Genomic DNA, 17496 nt, shown 5'->3' on the forward strand with positions numbered 1-17496 from the left:
TGAAATTCCTGCCCGCACGGGAACTTTTTTTTGGTTTTTTCGCAAAAAAACCGAATTTTAGGCCTTTTTTCCCATCATTCCCGTTCTTTCGACTTAGCTTCCTCCCAAAATGCGTCCATTTCTGACAAAGTGCTATCACCGGGCGTTTTTCCCTGGGCTTTCAGCCGTTCCTCCACATAATGAAACCGCCGGGTGAATTTGGCGATCGTCCGCGCCAGAGCCTGCTCCGGGTCTACACCAATATACCGCGCGGCGTTGACCACCGAGAACAACACGTCACCCAATTCGAGCTCCTGTGCCTCTGGATCCTGCTTGTCCTCCACCGCCTGCTTCAGCTCGGCGATCTCCTCCTCCAGCTTGTCCCATACCCCGTCGATGTGCTCCCAGTCAAAGCCTGCCTTAGCGGCTTTCTTCTGCAGCTTGTAAGCCTTCATCAAAGCCGGCAAATCGCGCGGCACGCCGCTGAGAGCCGACTGCTGCTCGGGTTCTATGCCTTTGCGCCGCTTTTCCTCCGCTTTCATCGCTTCCCAGTTGTTCAGCGCCGCCTCGGCATCCTCCGCGCTCAAATTGCCGAATACGTGCGGATGGCGGTAAAGCAGCTTTTCGTTCAATTCGCGGATGACATCGTACACCGTAAAAGTGCCCAGCTCTTCTTCCATCTGGGAATGGAGCATGATTTGCAGCAGCAGATCGCCCAGTTCCTCACGCATATGGTCGGGATCGTCGTCATCGATCGTTTCGAGCACCTCATACGTTTCTTCGATGAGGTTTTTGCGGATCGACTGATGCGTTTGCTCGCGGTCCCAAGGGCATCCGCCGGGGCTGCGCAGAATCGTCACGATTTCGTGCAGGCGCTCGAAGCTGCGGATGCGTAAGGACTCGTCCTCGCTGGCCGGCACGTAAACGAGCGACAGATTGCCGTAGCCGTCGACACGGTCCAGCTCATACAGCGGAATGCGCCGGATCTGCTCCTGTCCGCTGACGCCAAGGGCATGTCCGACGACAACTGGATAATCGTCGGGGAACACCTCCATTAGCCCGAGCTTCACCTCAGACGCGGTAAGCTGGTCATACACCTGACCGATCAGCGTATGCCGGCGGGAATCGATCCGTCCCACGCCAACGTCAGTCGCGTCAAGCAGCGCAAACCCTTCGATCGGGTCAAACCCGAGGCGGACAAACGCTTCGTCCAGGAAGCTCTCGCCCCCAATGATCTCCAGCGCGATTCCCGCCTGCGGGCAGCGCTCGCGCAGCAGCTTGACCGTCGCCTCGGCAACCATCGGGTGCCCGGGCACAGCATAGACGATTTCCATGCCTGCCGGGCCATATTCGGCCCGTCTAAGCAGCCGTGCGGCGATTTCCTCATAGACGGAAGGAAAATCCTCCTTCGCTTCGTATACGTCGTCAAACGAAACGAACGACACTCCCGTCTCCTCCAGCCAGGCTACGACCGGATGGTCTTTCGTCCGCACGTACACCTCTCCCGCCCCCTGAAGGCGTTTCAGGCTTCCCAAGGTCAGCTTGTCGGGATCGCCCGACCCGAGCCCGACGACCGTAATGCGAGCGCTCATGCTCTCTTCCTCCCTCTGCTTCAGTCCGTTTCTGCATGTACCTAATATACCACTGCCGGGGCAAAATATGAAATCAGGCCGGGCAAGCAAAACCGCGCTGCGGACAACGCCGCACTCTAACGGACTGAGAAGACGCTAAAAGGAAATTTCCGCATTATTTCCCGAGCTAACGGACACAGGAGACGCTATTGCCGGAAAATTGGCTGTTTTGGCAGCCATTTTGACTAATTAACGTCTCTCATGTCCGTTAGAGCGGAATATGGCGGGAAATTGGGCGCTTAAGGGCTCTGGTGTCCGTTAGCCTGGTGGCCGGGGACGTTCGTGCTTCAGTGGTCTGCAGCGAGCAGCGGCCGCCATGGCCTGAGGCAACGATCGCGGTTAGGCCTCTGGCGGGCAGCACCGGCCGCGGCAGCGAGCGCCTACGCCGAACGCGCTACGGCAGCAGCCGCAGCTTCCGAAGCCGCGCCAGCAGCTTCGGCCCGATCCGCGGCAGAGCGCCGAGCTCTGCCGCGCTGAGCAGCCGCGTGCGCAGCACCGCGGCGGCAAACACGGCTGCGCCAAGCAGCACGCCGAGCAGGCTCTCCGCCGCGGCCGCCATGCGGCCGGGCGGCAGCAGCTCGGCGACGGCGAGGCGCAGCGCCGTCACCGCGGCGGCCAGCGCCAGAAGGGCCGCCGCCGGGCGCAGCAGCGCGTCCCGCAGGCGCGGACGCAGCCCCACGCGGCGTAGCAGCAGCGCGGCGTTAAGCGCGGCGGCCGCGCCGTAGGCGGCGATGCTGGCGATGGCCGCGCCGGTGATGCCGAGCTGCGGCACGAGCAGCGCGTTCAACGCCGCCTTGAGCAGCGCCGCCGCGAGCAGGTGCAGCGCCGGCGCACGCTGGGCGCCAAGCCCCTGCAGCAGCGCGCTAGTCACGACCATAAGCGCGCTGGGCGCAGCCGTCCAGGCGATCCAGGCAAACGTGGCGCTGCCAGCCGCATCCTCATAGAGCATCACATTGATCGGCTGCGCGAGCAGCGCCAGCCCCACGGAGGCCGCCAGCCCGATCAGCCAAAACCAGCGCAGCGCGGTTTGCGTTTGCCTGCGGATGGCGGCGATGTCGGATTTCATCCGCAGTTCGGCCATCGCCGGGATAAACAGCACCGACAAAGAAGTAGCCAGCATGGTCACGAGCTGAACAAGCGGGATGCCCCGGTTGTATATGCCTACCTGCCCCATAACGCGAATCTCGTCCCCATGGACATTCAACAGCCGTGGCAGCGAGAACGTGTCCACCAAGCTGATTAACGGGACCGCTAAAGCGGCCAAGCTAATCGGAATCGCGTATTTCAGCAGCGCCCGGAGAAGCTCACGTCTAGCCTTTGACGGCAGTCCCGTGTTACCCGGATTGCCCGCCCCCGGCAGTCCTTCCCTTCGCACATAAACCCGCCAATATAACAACATGACCAGCAGGCTGGCCGCCGCTCCCGCCGATGAGCCGGCCAGCGCACCGCCGGCCAACGCGGGGTCGCCTACCGGAATCCGGCTCAAATAGAGCAGCAGCGCGATCATGACGGTGACCCGCACCGCTTGTTCGGTAACCTGGGACACCGCCGTCGGCACCATATTTTGCAGGCCTTGATAATATCCCCGCAGCGCGGCGCTGACCGGGTAAAACAGCAATGCCGGCGCAGCCGCCTGCAAGGCCGGGACGATCAAGCTGCTGCCGATCAAACGGGCCAGCAGCGGAGCTCCAAAGTACAGCAGGATAGCTCCCGCCACGCCGAACACCGTCATCATGGCCGCCGCCAGCCGCAAAACCTCCCGTTGTTCCGGTTCATTCCCGACCGCATGGCGTTCCGCCACAAAACTGGATACGGCGGCCTGAAAACCCGATGTAGTCAACGTAATAAGCAGCGTATAAAAAGGATAGACGGTGTTGTAAATGCCAAAAACCCCGTCGCCTCCGATGTTTTGCAGCGGTATTTTCTGCAAAGTGCCCAGCAGCTTGGTCAAAATCGCCGCCAGGCTTAAGATGGCCGCTCCCTTCAGGAGCTTGGAAGCCAAGGTTCCGCTCGGTTCTTTCATGGTTTCCCTTTCTGTGCAATTCAGATAATGGACATGCCACAGCTTGCAGGTTCCATTATATGACGAAACCAAGGGTTACGGCTAATTTTGTGCTCAACGCAAAAAACTTACACATCCGCTCCGAACGGCTGGCCGCCGCGTAAATCGGGGGTGTGTAAGTTTGAGAATAGCACAGGTGAGAGGAGTCCTGGTTATTGTTCCATTTGCTTGGCCAGAAAGCCGGCGGCCGTTTCCGCCATTTTCGACTCCAAATCCGACATCTTCACGGAATTATCCTTCGTTAACAAAATGACAGTCCCGATCGGGTCGCCTCCGGCAATAATCGGTGCGATTACGAAAGAAGAGATGTTCTCCGGATGGTCCTTCGTAATTTCGTATTCGCCGGATTCCGTTTCCATTAAGATTTTGCGTCCATCCATGCTGTTTTCCAGCAGCGTACTGATCGGCTTGTCCAAATATTCTTTTTTCGAAGCCCCCGCCACCGCAATGAGCGTATCCCGGTCAGAGATCAGCGTAACATGTCCCGTACTTTCGTACAGAGATTCGGCATATTCCTTGGCAAAATCACCCAATTCCCCGATCGGCGAATACTTTTTCAAAATGACTTCTCCGTCGCGGTCCACAAAAATTTCCAACGGATCTCCTTCGCGAATCCGCAAGGTCCGGCGAATTTCCTTAGGGATGACGACGCGGCCCAAATCATCAATACGGCGTACAATACCAGTAGCTTTCATGTCACATGTTGCCCCGCTTTCTTAGAAGTTTTGAACTACTGCTTCCTCGGATATAGCCTAATCAAAAACCAGTTCTATATACGATCTCTTATGCAAAAATCTGCCGGACGCAGACGAAAGTGCGATCCAAGCTTGCGGAATGCCGCTGACCGATGCCTGAGGCGAACAGGGGATTGGCTGTACCTGTGATTCTGTGCTTAGTATTCATCCCTGAGGAGCACCTTATTCATCATAATCAACCATCATTTTTAAAAAATAGCCCTGCCCCCCCATAAATGTTTGGTTAAGAAAAACCGTCGGAGACATACACTCCGGCGGTTTGTTTGATGTGCTGCATGGGGAGGAGGGGAAAGGAGGCAACCTCCTGTAGCGGAAATAGCGGTAATTTATGTCGCTATTTTGAGACTATGTCCATTTTGGGCAATATAGCGGAACTTTTTACCTCTATCTGGGGAGCCAGCTTGAAAAAAAGCATCTTTTGCCCTCATCTCCCTATAATAGCGGTAAAAAAATCCTCTATTTCAGGTGTATCCCTCTTTTTGCCGAAAATAAGGCCCTTTTTTACCGCTAATTCCGCGACCGCTCAGCCGCCGCCCTCCTCATGCCATCGTCACGTTATTTTCCGGCATTGCCGCTGCCGGTTCCGCTCGTGCCACCATTATTGGCAGCTCCGCCGCCGCTGTTCCCCGACACCCCGGCATTACCGGACCCATCGGTTCCCGCGTTTGTGCCCGTACCTGTGCCAGCATTCGTACCGGTACCAGCCCCGTTTCCGGCGCCTGCGCCGTTATCCGTCGCGTTGCCGCCATTATCCTTCGGGGTTTCCACTTTCGGAAGATTAATTTTCTTGATGATCTTTTTCTCGAGATCCCCGGTCATGAACTCGTCCACTTTTTTTGAGGCGGCCGACATTTTAAGTTGGTCCTTTTCATCTTGCGTCAAATCCTCGTATTTTTTCTCGTTACGTGATTCAACGCGGATAATGTGGTAGCCGTAGCTCGTTTTGACCGGATCACCGATTTTGTTGATCGGTTGCGTCAAGGCAGCCTGCTTGAACTCCTCAACCCACCCGCTGACGTTGGCATTTTCATATAATCCGCCGTTGTCCTTGGAACCCGGATCCTCGGAGTATTGCTTAGCCAGGGTGGCGAAATCCTCGCCCTTGTCCAAGCGGGCTTTGATGTCTTTGGCTAATTTAAGCGTTTCTTCTTCGGAGCGTTGTTTGCCGCCCGGATCGGTAAACCCGATTAGGATATGGCGAACCGAAGCCGTCGTGAAGTTTTCCTTCATCGCTTCGAATTCCTTTTTCATATCGTCTTCCGTAACTTTGTTCTCCTCGTTTTCCATAGCGATGTAAAGACGGTTGAAATAATCTTTGACTTCCGCCTCGGACACCTTCTGGGCGTCCAGCATTTTTTTGAACGCATCGGCGCCACCGTATGATGCCTTCATCATTTCAAGCTGCTGCTCCGCCTTTTTCTTCCCGGCTTCCGCCGTCTTCTCATCGGCTTTCGCTGCCAGATACTTGTAAGCAATTTCCTGTTTGAGCAGATACTCGCGGAATTGATCCACCTGCATCAGTTGTGCCGCTTGCGGCGAAACCGCCAGCAAGATGCGTTGGTCCAAATCAAATTCCTTCGCCGTGATCTCCCCGCCCTCGTAAGTGGCGACAACATCCTTCTTCCCGCATCCCGCCATGATGGAAAAAGCGAGCACCGCCACAAGGGCAATCAGCAGCGTTCGCCAGGAACGCCTTTTACTTTGAAACATCTTGTAGTTCCCCTTTCGCTTTGAACGCATCCTTCAGGGCGGTCAGAAATTGCTCCAACAGGCCCATCAAAGCTTTATCGTCCATACCTTTGATATTGATCCGGATCAGCATCACGGACCCTTGAATAAATTGTACACGTCTTCCGAACAGATTGCCAACTTCCGCGAGCTTAGCAGGCACGATCGTCTGCTCCCGGCCTTCGTGGAACTTGACGGTAACTTCCTCTCCACGCAATGCGATCGATTCGATGCCGTACTTCTTGCCGTACAACTTCACCCTGGCCACGGACAGCAGGTTCTGCACCGCTTCCGGTAATTCGCCGAAACGGTCAAGCAGCTCGTCCTCCAGCTCCGCCACGTCCTCGAACGAGGCCACGGAGGCCGTTTTTTTGTAAATTTCAATTTTTTGCATGCTGTCGTAAATATAATCCGAAGGCAAATAAGCGTCGATGCCGAGATCAATTGTCGTATTCCAGTGCGCTTCCGCAGGTTCGGCCTCTCCGAGCATGGTCACTTTGCGCTTCTGAATTTCTTCGGCCAGCATCTGCGAATACAGGTCAAAGCCGACGGAAGCGATGAAGCCGTGCTGCTCCGCCCCCAGCAAATTGCCCGCGCCGCGGATGGCGAGGTCGCGCATGGCGATCTTGAAGCCGGAGCCGAGCTCGGTAAACTCCTTGATCGACTGCAGGCGCTTTTCGGCCACTTCGGTCAACGATTTGTCCTTCTGATAGGTGAAGTAAGCATAGGCAATCCGGTTGGACCGGCCAACCCGGCCCCGCAGCTGGTACAGCTGCGACAAGCCCATTTTGTCGGCATCGTGCACGATCAGCGTGTTAACGTTCGGAATGTCGACGCCAGTCTCGATAATGCTGGTGCTGACCAGCACGTCATATTCCCCGTCGAGGAAGTCGAGAATCGTCTTCTCCAGCTCCTGCTCGGACATCTGCCCATGGCCGACGCCTACACGGGCATCCGGGACGAGCGCCGAGATTTGCCCCGCCATCTCATGAATTCCCTGTACGCGATTGTACAGGTAGTAGATTTGCCCGCCCCGGGCCATTTCGCGTTCGATCGCTTCCCGCACCAGCGCCTGGCTGTATTCGACCACATAGGTTTGCACCGGGAAGCGGTTTTCCGGAGGCGTCTCGATGACCGACAAATCCCGTACGCCAAGCATCGACATATGCAGCGTTCTCGGGATTGGCGTTGCTGTCAGGGTAAGCACGTCCACATTCGTTTTCAGCTTCTTCAGTTTCTCTTTATGCGTTACGCCAAACCGCTGCTCTTCGTCGACGATCAGCAGGCCCAAATCCTTGAACACCAGGTCCTGGGACAAAATCCGATGGGTCCCGATCACGATGTCCACCGTACCCTGCCGGATTCCCTTGATCGTCTCGTTCTGCTCCTTGCGGCTGCGGAACCGGCTCAGCGTCTGGATGTTGATCGGATAGCCGGCAAACCGTTCGCGGAATGTCTCGTAATGCTGTTGCGCCAAAATCGTGGTCGGCACCAGCACCGCGACCTGCTTGCCTTCGATTGCCGCTTTGAAAGCGGCCCGGATCGCGACCTCCGTTTTTCCGTAGCCGACATCGCCGCAGAGCAGGCGGTCCATTGGCCGGCTTTTTTCCATGTCCTTCTTGATTTCTTCGATGGCCCGCAGTTGGTCCGGCGTCTCCTCGTAAGGAAACATTCCTTCGAACTCCTGCTGCTCCGGCGAGTCCTTCTCAAAGCCATACCCCGGCGCCGCCTGCCGCTCGGCATACAGCTTGATCAGATCGTCGGCGATATCCTGAACGGAGGAGCGGACTTTGTTCTTCACCCGCTGCCATTCATTGCCGCCGAGCTTGTAAACCTTCGGCTCCTTGTCTTCGGAGCCGACGTATTTCTGGATCATGTCGATCTGTTCGATCGGAACGGACAGCTTGTCGCCGCCGGCATACATGATATGCATGTAGTCTTTGTGGATCCCGCCGACCTCGAGCGTACCGATCCCCATATATTTGCCGATCCCGTGGTTTTGGTGAACGACATAATCGCCGACTTTCAGCTCGGTATAGCTCTTGATCCGTTCGGCGTTGTCCATGCTTTTGCTGGCGACGCGGCGCGCTTTGCGCTGCTTCTGGGAGAACATCTCCCCTTCGGTAATGACGACCAGATGCACGGAAGGCAGCTCAAAGCCCGACTGCAGATTGCCCTTCAGCAGCGTTGGCTCCTCGATCCCGTAATCCTGCAGCACCCGCCGCATCCGGTCCATGCGTTCCTCGCCGCTGGCCAGCATGATAACGTTGGCGCCGCTTTTTTTCCAGCGTTCCATTTCCGCCTTTAATACGTTCATTTGCCCATGGAAGTCCTGCATCGTCCGGCTGACGAAGTTGAGAATGTTCTGCGGCTGGGAATGCGGAACCTGGCGCAGAAACAAGGACAGGAACAACGTTTGGAATGGACGGTGGTACAGCACATGGTCGGTCTCTACCGCCAGCGGCAGCTCCGGAAGGCTTTTGCCGTTTTGCAGCAAATGCAGATTCCACTCCGATTCATCGCGCTCCAGCTGCTTGGCCGTCTCCAGCAGGCGCGCCGGCTCGTCAAGAATGAGCAGCGTGTCGCTGGGCATGTAGTTATACAACGTTTTTCTCTCAGGGTAGATCAAAGAAATATATTTATAGATTTCCGGAAAATAGACATGCTCCCGCAGCAGCTCAATCTCCTTGGAGATTTCCTCCTGCAGCTTGTTTTTCGCCTGGCGGTCGGCCATTTTTTCAAGTTGCCGCTCCAGGCGTTCGGACGCACCTTGAGCCGCCATCGCCAACCGGTCCGGAGAAGCGATCAATTCCTTGCAAGGGGGAACGAATACTTCCTTGACTTGGTCCACCGAACGCTGGTCGGACGGATCGAAGGTGCGGATAGAATCGACTTCGTCATCGAATAATTCCACCCGGTAAGCCGTTGCCGAGGTCAGCGGGAAAAAGTCGATGATTCCTCCGCGCAGGCTCATTTCCCCGCGGGATTCAACCCGTTCGACGCGCTCATAACCGAGCTCGATCATTTTGTTCAGGAAGTCGCCATGCTGGATCGTCCCTCCGAGGGTGATCGTCAGCCCGGCCTCCGCCATCACTTCCGGCGTTGGGATAAAACGGCGGATGCCGGAATAAGGCACCACCACAACGCCCCGAAATCCACGGGAGCATTGCAGCAGCACCTCGATCCGCTGGGCCAGCGTTTCCGGGCTGGATACGGCCGATTCGGCGGCAACCAGCTCATTGGCGGGATACAGCAGCACCTCGTTCGATGAGAGCGCTTCCTGTAAGTCTTCATAAATTTTTTGGGCGGCGAACATATTGTGGGTCACCACAAGGATCGGCCGCTTTACCTCCTGGTGCAGCGCGGCCAGCATCACCTGTCTCGTTGAACCGGATAATCCCGAAATCAACTGCTCCTTCATACCGGAGTTGACGCCGGCGACCATCGAAGCAAAGTCGGTATCCCGTGAAAAAGCTTCTATTAGCGCTTGTAGCAAAGTGTGGCACCTCTCTTACTGCTTATTCAATCTATTTACCTAGCCGGGCAGGACAATGTATTTACACGAACCAAAAAGGAGCCTCAGCAAACGTGCCAAGGCTCTATAACCGCTTTAACCGGTAAATTTATCGTTCTTCATCGGCCTTTGCCCCCGCTCATTGCAAGGGACTCGCGAGCAGCATCAGCTCCGGGTTTTGCTCCAGCGCTTCCCTGCAGTAATCGCAGATCACCCGAACCGTCATTTCGCCATTCGAATCATACGCTATTATATCTCGCCGTTCCTCGGGGGTCAAGGAATGAAAGCCTAGTTGGGCTTCCGTGACCTGAGGGGCCTCTATTCTACCAATCACCGTCCGGCAGTGCCGGCAGACGTAATTTATAGCCATCTATATGCCTCCTGAAGATTCATTATGTCTTCAGTATGCCCCAGACTGACTCCTTTTAGCCCTGATTCTGAACGGCAGCAAGACACGACTTGGCTTCTAACCGGCTTGCTCGCCTTAAGCTTTATCCGTTAAACTTGGCCATGGTCTGCTCAAACGTGTGGTCCAAGCTGTACTCCAGCGCGTCGCATGCCGCTTCGATCGATTGCTGCAGCAGCGGCTGCTCTTTTTTGGCAAACCCGGAAAGCACATAGTCCACCACCGCGTAACCGGGCTCCGGGCGGGAGATGCCCATTCGTATCCGGTTAAACGTCTGTGTCCCGGTATGCTGGATAATCGATTTAATTCCGTTATGGCCGCCCGAACTGCCCTGGTAACGCAGCCGGTTGCGTCCAATCTCGGTATCGAGATCGTCGTATACGACGATCATATCCTCCAGGGACGCTTTGTAATAATCCATATAGGCGCGAACCGCCTCGCCGGACAAGTTCATGAACGTCATCGGTTTGATCAATACGACCTTGCCGCCCGGCAGCACGCCTTCGCCGATCAAAGCCTTGCATTTGCTCTGTTTGATCTCGATGCCGTGCCGCCGCGCCAGTTCATCCACGGTCATGAAACCGATGTTGTGCCTCGTTTTCTCGTATTGTTTCCCCGGGTTTCCGAGGCCTACGATCCATTTCATTTGTTCCAATCCCTCCTACGTTTGTGACAGCTGGCAGCACCTTAAGGCTCGTTCCTCCGCCCTTCATTGGAAAAATCCAATAGATCACGGGAACCGACCGCCCCCACCCCCGGCAAACACGCCGATAGGGGTTACACCCCCCGGCGGGAGGATGCAACCCCTGTGTGCAGTAGCCTTACCTTATTCGATCTCGAACAGCTTGCTGATCGACAGCTCCTCGTGCACGCGAATAATCGCTTCGCCCATAAGCGGAGCGACGGAAAGCACCTTCAGCTTGCTGGTCGGATTGGGATGCGTAATCGGAATCGTGTCGGTCACAATAACTTCTTTCAACGGAGAATTCTCCAGCCGCTCCATCGCCGGACCGGACAACACGGGGTGCGTACAGCAGGCGTATACCTCTTCCACGCCGCCCTCCTTCAGCGCATTCGCGCCAAGCACGATCGTTCCGGCGGTATCGATGATATCGTCAACGAGAATCGCCGTTTTGCCTTCGATGTTCCCGATAATGTTCATGACTTCGCTGACGTTGGGCTCCGGACGGCGTTTATCGATGATTGCCAGCGGCGCGTTCAGGAAATCCGCCAGTTTGCGGGCACGCACCACCCCGCCGTGGTCCGGTGACACAACGACCGGATTCGGGATATGTTTGGACCGGAAATACTGGGCCAAAATCGGCACCCCAAGCATATGGTCAACCGGGATATCGAAGAAGCCTTGAATCTGCATGGCGTGCAGGTCCATCGTAATGACGCGGTGAGCGCCGGCCTTCTCGATCAAATTGGCAACCAGCTTAGCCGTAATCGGATCGCGCGAACGGGCCTTACGGTCTTGGCGGGCATAACCGTAATATGGGATAACCACGTTTATGCTTTTGGCTGAAGCTCTTTTCAAGGCATCCACCATAACGAGCAGCTCCATCAGATTGTCGTTGACGGGAGCGCATGTCGATTGAACGACATAGACGTGGCAGCCCCGGACACTCTCGGACAGCTTGACCTGAATTTCGCCGTCGCTAAAACTGGTCGTGTCCGAATCGCCCATCGGGATTCCGATATAATCCGCGATTTGATGCGCCAGCTTAGGATTGGAGTTACAGGTGAATATCTTTAATTTAGAATCACAATAAGTCATAAAATTAAAACCCTCCGTGCTGTGTAGATAGCGAAAGGGATCAAACCGCTGAACCCGCCTTCGAGCTACCCCGTCATTAGAAATCGTCACTGCATCCACATTCCGAAACATTGAATCCGGCAATTGCTACTACATCCTATGATAAAACGGCTTAAGAGTCCTGCTTATTCTGTTTTTTGGCCTTTGCGCGGCCGCGGATTTTTTCGGCGTAACCCGACTTGTTTTCCTGACGCTGTCTTGCGATCGCCAAATCGCCTTCCGGGACGGAATGCGTAATGGTCGAACCGGCGACCACATAAGCGCCTTTCCCGACCTTCACCGGCGCAATCAGATTGACGTTGCTGCCGATAAAAGCTTCGTCCTCGATCTCCGTAATGGATTTATTATAACCATCGTAATTGACGGTAATCGCGCCGCAGCCGATATTTACGTTTTTGCCGACTTTGGCGTCGCCGATATAACTCAGATGCGAAACTTTCGCTCCGTCGTCCAAGGTCGCATTTTTGATCTCGACGAAATCACCCACTTTGACGTTTGCACCAAGTTTAGCCCCCGGACGCAAATAAGCGAAAGGTCCCACCGCCGTTTCTTTGCCGACTTCCGCCTGGCTTAGAACCGAATGCTTCACCTTCGCACCGTCATAAATCACGCTATCCTCGATTTGGGACGCCGGCCCGATCACGCAATCTTCGCCGATGACGGTCCGCCCCAAAAGCACGGTTCCCGGATAAATCACCGTATCCGAACCGATGGTCACATCAGCCCCGATATAAGTCGACGCCGGATCGATCACCGTGACGCCGCCCAGCATATGCTGCCGAACGATCCGTTCGCGCATAACCGCTTCCGCTTCGGCCAGTGCAACGCGGTCATTGACGCCAATCGATTCCCGGTGGTCCTGCGCCGCATAACCTTCCACAATTTCGCCGGCTTGTACCAAAATGCCGATGACATCGGTCAGGTAATACTCCTGCTGCGCGTTGTCATTGGTTACTTTCTCCAAAGCAGCAAACAATTTAGCATTATCAAAACAATAAGTGCCTGTGTTGATTTCCTGTACCGCTGCTTCTTCCGGCGTGCAGTCCTTCTGCTCGACGATGCGCTCGACCGTACCGTTCTCTCCACGGATCACCCGGCCATATCCTTGAGGATTGTCCATTTTGGCCGTGAGCACGGTAGCCGCTGCGCCCTTGCGGGTATGAAGTTCGAACAGGGCTTCAAGCGTCTCCGCGGTCACCAGAGGGGTATCGCCGCAAATCACTACGGTCGTGCCTTCCTCTCCGGCGAGCTGCGGACCTGCCTGCTTCACCGCATGCCCGGTTCCCAGCTGCTGCTCCTGCAGCACGTACTCCGCCGATGATCCAAGGTATGATTTTACCGCTTCGGCACCATGGCCGACAACGACGATGGTTCGTTCGCAACCGGCTTGCTGCACAGCGTTTAAGACATGCCCGACCATCGGTTTGCCGCACACAGGATGGAGCACTTTATAAAGCTTGGACTTCATGCGTTTCCCCTGACCTGCGGCAAGAACAATCGCTAATCTTTTCAAGGCCCTGGCCTCCTTCACTCAAAGAGGTAGTAACTCTCACTTAAACCCATTACTGAATATATCTCATTTACCGCAAAAAGAAAAGGGAGCCATGTGCCCATGGCTCCCTTTTCCTCGAACCCCAATTGGTCAAGAATTAAAAATGCGACTTACGCCCCTTCTTCAATAGCTTCCTCTTGGTCGGCCGCACGTTCGTATTCAGCCAAAACTGCGGCTTGAATCTTCTCGCGAGTGCCAGAGGAAATCGGATGCGCGATATCCCGGAACTCCCCGTCCGGTGTGCGCTTGCTCGGCATAGCTACAAACATTCCATTGTTCCCGTCGATCACGCGAATGTCGTGAACGACAAACTCGTTATCGATGGTAATGGATGCTATGGCCTTCATTCTGCCTTCAGAGCTGACTCGGCGGAGTCTTACATCCGTAATTTGCATATGTGTTCACCACCTTTTTCCATCAGAGACTTGGTGTAATATTCCACATAGCAAACGGAAATCCTTTTTTTTTGGAGAACAAAATGCCTTAAAATCTCGATTTTTTTTGATATGACGGGCTTTTCGACACATTTCGTCGCAAAACTTTCGGTTTTGCGGTTTTATCGACAGATTTCAACTTACCCCGAATTTGGAGAAATAATTTCCAGGCTCCACGGAGATTTCTTTGCCTTTCGCGTCCACCGCCCGAAGCGTCGCCAGCGATACATAATCGCGCAGAAGCCGCTGTTCGGAATCCACTTCCCCCGATTCGACCAGGACGCCTACGCCCGCAACCTTCGCGTTGAATTCGTCCAACAGGTCGACCATCCCCTGAATGGTGCCGCCGGCCTTCATGAAATCGTCAACGATCAGCACGCGCGAATGTTCTTTGAGCGCCCGGCGGGACAACGTCATCGTATGCAGGCTTTTGTGCGATCCGGACACATAATTGATGCTTACGGCCGACCCTTCCGTGACCTGATGGTCTCTTCGCACCAGGACGACCGGCAGATTCAGCTCCGCGCCCGTCGCGTAAGCAAGCGGTATCCCTTTCGTTTCCACGGTCATGATGCAGTCGATCTCCAAATCCCCAAACGCGGTGGCGAACATTTTGCCCGCCTCATTCATCAAAGCCGGCTGCCCAAGCAGGTCGGACATATACAAATAACCGCCCGGCAAAATGCGGTCGGGCTGAGCGAGCTTGTCGCACAGCTCGCGGATAAAGACAAGCGCCTGCTCGCGGCCCACCCGCGGGATATATTTCACGCCTCCGGCGGCTCCGGCCAGCGTCAGCAAGTCGCCGATCCCCTCTTCTTCAAATACCTCTTTAATAATGCCCAAATCCTCGCTGATGGACGATTTCGCGGCTCCGTACCGCTGGGCAAAGGTCGTCAGCGGAATCAGATGATGCGGCCGGGCCAATAAGTAGTGGGTCATCTCCACCAAACGAGCGCTTCTTTTTAATTTTTTCACGAAGTACCCCTCGCTAAAATCCGAATATTTTATTGAAACTATAACATTTTTGTACGGATTTGTCCAAGCATGATCTGCGTTTTCATGTGGGGTGGGAATGCTTCGTGCTTAAGAACCAAACCGTTACCAATCAGGTCAGAAGACGCACCGCGTAAACCTCTTTGCAAAACCCGCGCAGCCCGTTATAAATACGGGACACTTTCGCTTCTTTGGAGACCAGCCCGAACACCGTTGGACCGCTTCCCGACATCAGCACGCCGTCCGCCCCCAGGCGCAGCATCGTTTCTTTCAAATGGGCGACCTCGGGATGCGTGTGCAGCGTCACGCTCTCCAGAACGTTGCCCAGCTCCCGGCACACCTCCGGAAAAGACCGGCTTTCCAGGGCCGCCCGCATCCGCTCGGCCGAGGGATGCTTCTCGATCCGTTCGTTACGGTACCGTCCGTATACCTCGGCCGTAGATACGTTAATCGGCAGCTTCGCCAGAACGACCCAACATTGCGGCGGGTTCGGCAAAGGCATCAGCACCTCTCCACGCCCCGTGGCCAGCGCCGTTCCGCCCGTCACGCAAAAAGGTACGTCCGATCCCAGCTCCGCCCCCAGCTTCTTCAGCTCTTCCGCGGAAATGTTCAGTCCCCAAAGCCGGTTAAGCCCCCTCAGCGTTGCCGCCGCATCGCTGCTTCCGCCGGCCAGACCGGCCGCGACCGGAATCTTTTTGTCGAGATGGATATACACCCCGCTGTGCACGTTATACCGTTCCTTGATCAGTTTGGCGGCCTGAAAGGCCAAGTTCTTCTCATCGAGCGGAATATATCCGGCTTGGCTCGATATAATAATCGTATCTCGCGGGAGGGCGTTCATTTCCAACCGATCGGCGAGATCAACCATCGTCATGATCATCTCGACCTCGTGGTAGCCGTCCGGACGTTTATGTAATACGTCGAGCATCAAGTTGATTTTTGCCGGCGCTTTCTCGTAAATTTTCAAGGCCCTCACCCACCTTCAGCAATCCTTACCGTTTCTTTATTTTAAAAAATACTCCGCAGTCCGTCTATGTACAAAAGATCAACATTCATCTTACACTATCTTACTTCATCCCGGCAAAAAAACGAAGCTCCCCGTAAGGGAAGCTTCGTCCGCCAAATATTATTGCTGTTATTGCTGCTGTTTTGCTGCGGCCTGTTCAGCGAGCTGAATCGCCCGCTTCACCATATTTCCCGCATCCTTCGCCTTGATGCCGCCCCAGCCTTCCTGCTTCACGGTATCGTAAAATCCCAGATCCTTGGCTAATTCGACCTTCAGGTCCTCCGACATTACGCTTCGTCTTCTGCGCGACACGGTCAGCCCTCCTTTGGGGTCTTGGATATGGAACCATGGTTAGTATGCGTGGAGCCGCATCAGTTCATACGGTGACGGCGGCAAACCTGTCCGCCAAAAAAAGCCTGCCGGTCCCGCACTGGATGGACCTTGCCCGTTCGTGCCCGTCGTTAGCCGCTTGTCCATTCGTTAGCCGCTTGTCCATTCGTTAGCCGCTTGCCCGTTCGTTAGCCGCTTGCCCGTTCGTTAGCCGCTTGCCCGCGCCTTGCCTCTGCTTGCCCTGCAGCCCATAAGAAAAACGCCTGACGGCGTCCTTTAATGGCTCTGACTTCTACTTTGGAGCGATTGGAGGCTCTTCCTAAACTTTGGGCGTTGCTCTAAGGGACACCAGCGACCTTATCCGCCCATTTTCCAGGTATTTCCCAGCCTAACGGACACAGGCGACCCTATTTCGCTCTAAACCAGTTCATCCAGGGCAATTTGAGGTAAATAACGTCATCTCTGTCCGTTACATTTTGCAGACCTCCGTTTTCCCTCAAATAACGGCTCTGGTGTCCCTTAGCCCCCCACGTCCCTCTTCTCCCCCCCTCTCTCCCTGCGTATCGCCCTCTACCGTGTCCGAAATTTTATAAATTATTTAAAGTTTAAAAAACGGCTCCGCTGATGGCGGAAGCCGTTTACTGAATTCATCATGATGTTCACGGTTTAATATACGAAATCCGCACCTCGTTGTTGTCGTCGCAAATCATGACCTCAACAGATTCGGTTAGTATATCGGCATAACTGTAAGACACACGCTTAAATGTCTGATGCTCCTGGTCCAGCTTCACGATAAAGACCGAAGGATAGGTTTCCTCCAACACTCCGGTGCGTTCGATGGTCTTTCGGCGACCTCCGTTTGCCCGTAGCATAATTTTTTGTCCAACGTGGGCGTCGAGACTATGCTTGATTTCCGACAGCGCATTTTTAGCCATTACCTGTGACCACCTTCTTTCTCAAACCATTATACAGGAAACGATAACCTTTGTCAAATCAAAATAATTAATTATATCAGCATGGAAAAACTCATGTCAATGAATTTTTTTCGACACGACCTGACTTCCCCTTCCCGAAAGAATTAATCTGCCGGTACAACCGACTGTCGGCCTGCAAAATAGCGGCACTTTATGTACTAATTATTCGGAGACCCAGCATGTTCATCTTCATTAGGGGAATTTTATGTACTTATTTCCCTACGAATGGTCCGGAACGTAGGCATTTCCTTGCGACAGGGGAAAATAACGACAACAATTTCCTCTATATCTCTCAAATGATCGGATACTGCTG

Annotated in this window: 14 protein-coding genes; all 14 read right to left on the reverse strand. The window is 54.8% G+C overall.

The genetic code is table 11. From position 1 onward, the window contains the following. Positions 1–74: 74 nt before the first annotated feature. Positions 75–1571 (reverse strand): bifunctional methyltransferase/pyrophosphohydrolase YabN, encoded by a 1497-nt coding sequence (gene yabN / locus ACLD72_RS29665; RefSeq protein ID WP_411002769.1) that lies wholly within the window; start codon positions 1569–1571, stop codon positions 75–77. Between the two features lie 433 nt (positions 1572–2004). Then, positions 2005–3633 carry an oligosaccharide flippase family protein gene (locus tag ACLD72_RS29670; protein WP_411002768.1) on the reverse strand — a complete coding sequence of 543 codons (1629 nt, stop codon included), beginning with the start codon at positions 3631–3633 and terminating at the stop codon, positions 2005–2007. 191 nt (positions 3634–3824) lie between these two features. Continuing rightward, complete coding sequence (gene spoVT, locus ACLD72_RS29675; protein ID WP_411002767.1) at positions 3825–4367, reverse strand: stage V sporulation protein T; 543 nt, start codon at positions 4365–4367, stop codon at positions 3825–3827. A gap of 615 nt (positions 4368–4982) precedes the next feature. Further along, positions 4983–6137 carry a peptidylprolyl isomerase gene (locus ACLD72_RS29680; protein WP_411002766.1) on the reverse strand — a complete coding sequence of 385 codons (1155 nt, stop codon included), beginning with the start codon at positions 6135–6137 and terminating at the stop codon, positions 4983–4985. Continuing rightward, a complete protein-coding gene (gene mfd, locus ACLD72_RS29685) occupies positions 6124–9651 on the reverse strand; it encodes a transcription-repair coupling factor (RefSeq protein WP_411002765.1) in 3528 nt (1175 codons plus the stop codon). The genes ACLD72_RS29680 and mfd overlap by 14 nt, the downstream gene beginning before the upstream one ends. Before the next feature lie 157 nt (positions 9652–9808). Next, positions 9809–10039 (reverse strand): anti-sigma-F factor Fin family protein, encoded by a 231-nt coding sequence (locus ACLD72_RS29690; RefSeq protein WP_251596945.1) that lies wholly within the window; start codon positions 10037–10039, stop codon positions 9809–9811. Between the two features lie 121 nt (positions 10040–10160). Next, positions 10161–10721, reverse strand: coding sequence for an aminoacyl-tRNA hydrolase (gene pth / locus ACLD72_RS29695; protein ID WP_411002764.1), 561 nt, complete (start codon positions 10719–10721; stop codon positions 10161–10163). Positions 10722–10901: 180 nt separating this feature from the next. Continuing rightward, positions 10902–11855 (reverse strand): ribose-phosphate diphosphokinase, encoded by a 954-nt coding sequence (locus tag ACLD72_RS29700; protein WP_128630906.1) that lies wholly within the window; start codon positions 11853–11855, stop codon positions 10902–10904. 151 nt (positions 11856–12006) lie between these two features. Then, positions 12007–13407, reverse strand: coding sequence for a bifunctional UDP-N-acetylglucosamine diphosphorylase/glucosamine-1-phosphate N-acetyltransferase GlmU (gene glmU / locus ACLD72_RS29705; RefSeq protein ID WP_411002763.1), 1401 nt, complete (start codon positions 13405–13407; stop codon positions 12007–12009). Positions 13408–13556: 149 nt separating this feature from the next. Next, positions 13557–13841, reverse strand: a complete 285-nt coding sequence (gene spoVG, locus ACLD72_RS29710; protein WP_036618134.1) for a septation regulator SpoVG — start codon at positions 13839–13841, stop codon at positions 13557–13559. A gap of 174 nt (positions 13842–14015) precedes the next feature. Then, entirely contained in the window at positions 14016–14855 is an 840-nt protein-coding gene (gene purR, locus ACLD72_RS29715) for a pur operon repressor (protein ID WP_251596941.1), read from the reverse strand. A 130-nt stretch (positions 14856–14985) separates the two neighbouring features. Continuing rightward, positions 14986–15840 (reverse strand): 4-(cytidine 5'-diphospho)-2-C-methyl-D-erythritol kinase, encoded by an 855-nt coding sequence (ispE, locus tag ACLD72_RS29720; RefSeq protein ID WP_411002762.1) that lies wholly within the window; start codon positions 15838–15840, stop codon positions 14986–14988. Between the two features lie 168 nt (positions 15841–16008). Next, positions 16009–16191, reverse strand: coding sequence for a small, acid-soluble spore protein, alpha/beta type (locus tag ACLD72_RS29725; RefSeq protein ID WP_036618137.1), 183 nt, complete (start codon positions 16189–16191; stop codon positions 16009–16011). A gap of 677 nt (positions 16192–16868) precedes the next feature. Further along, positions 16869–17144 (reverse strand): biofilm formation stimulator Veg, encoded by a 276-nt coding sequence (gene veg / locus ACLD72_RS29730; protein WP_036618138.1) that lies wholly within the window; start codon positions 17142–17144, stop codon positions 16869–16871. Between the last annotated feature and the right edge of the window lie 352 nt (positions 17145–17496).

Source organism: Paenibacillus lacisediminis (assembly GCF_046567315.2).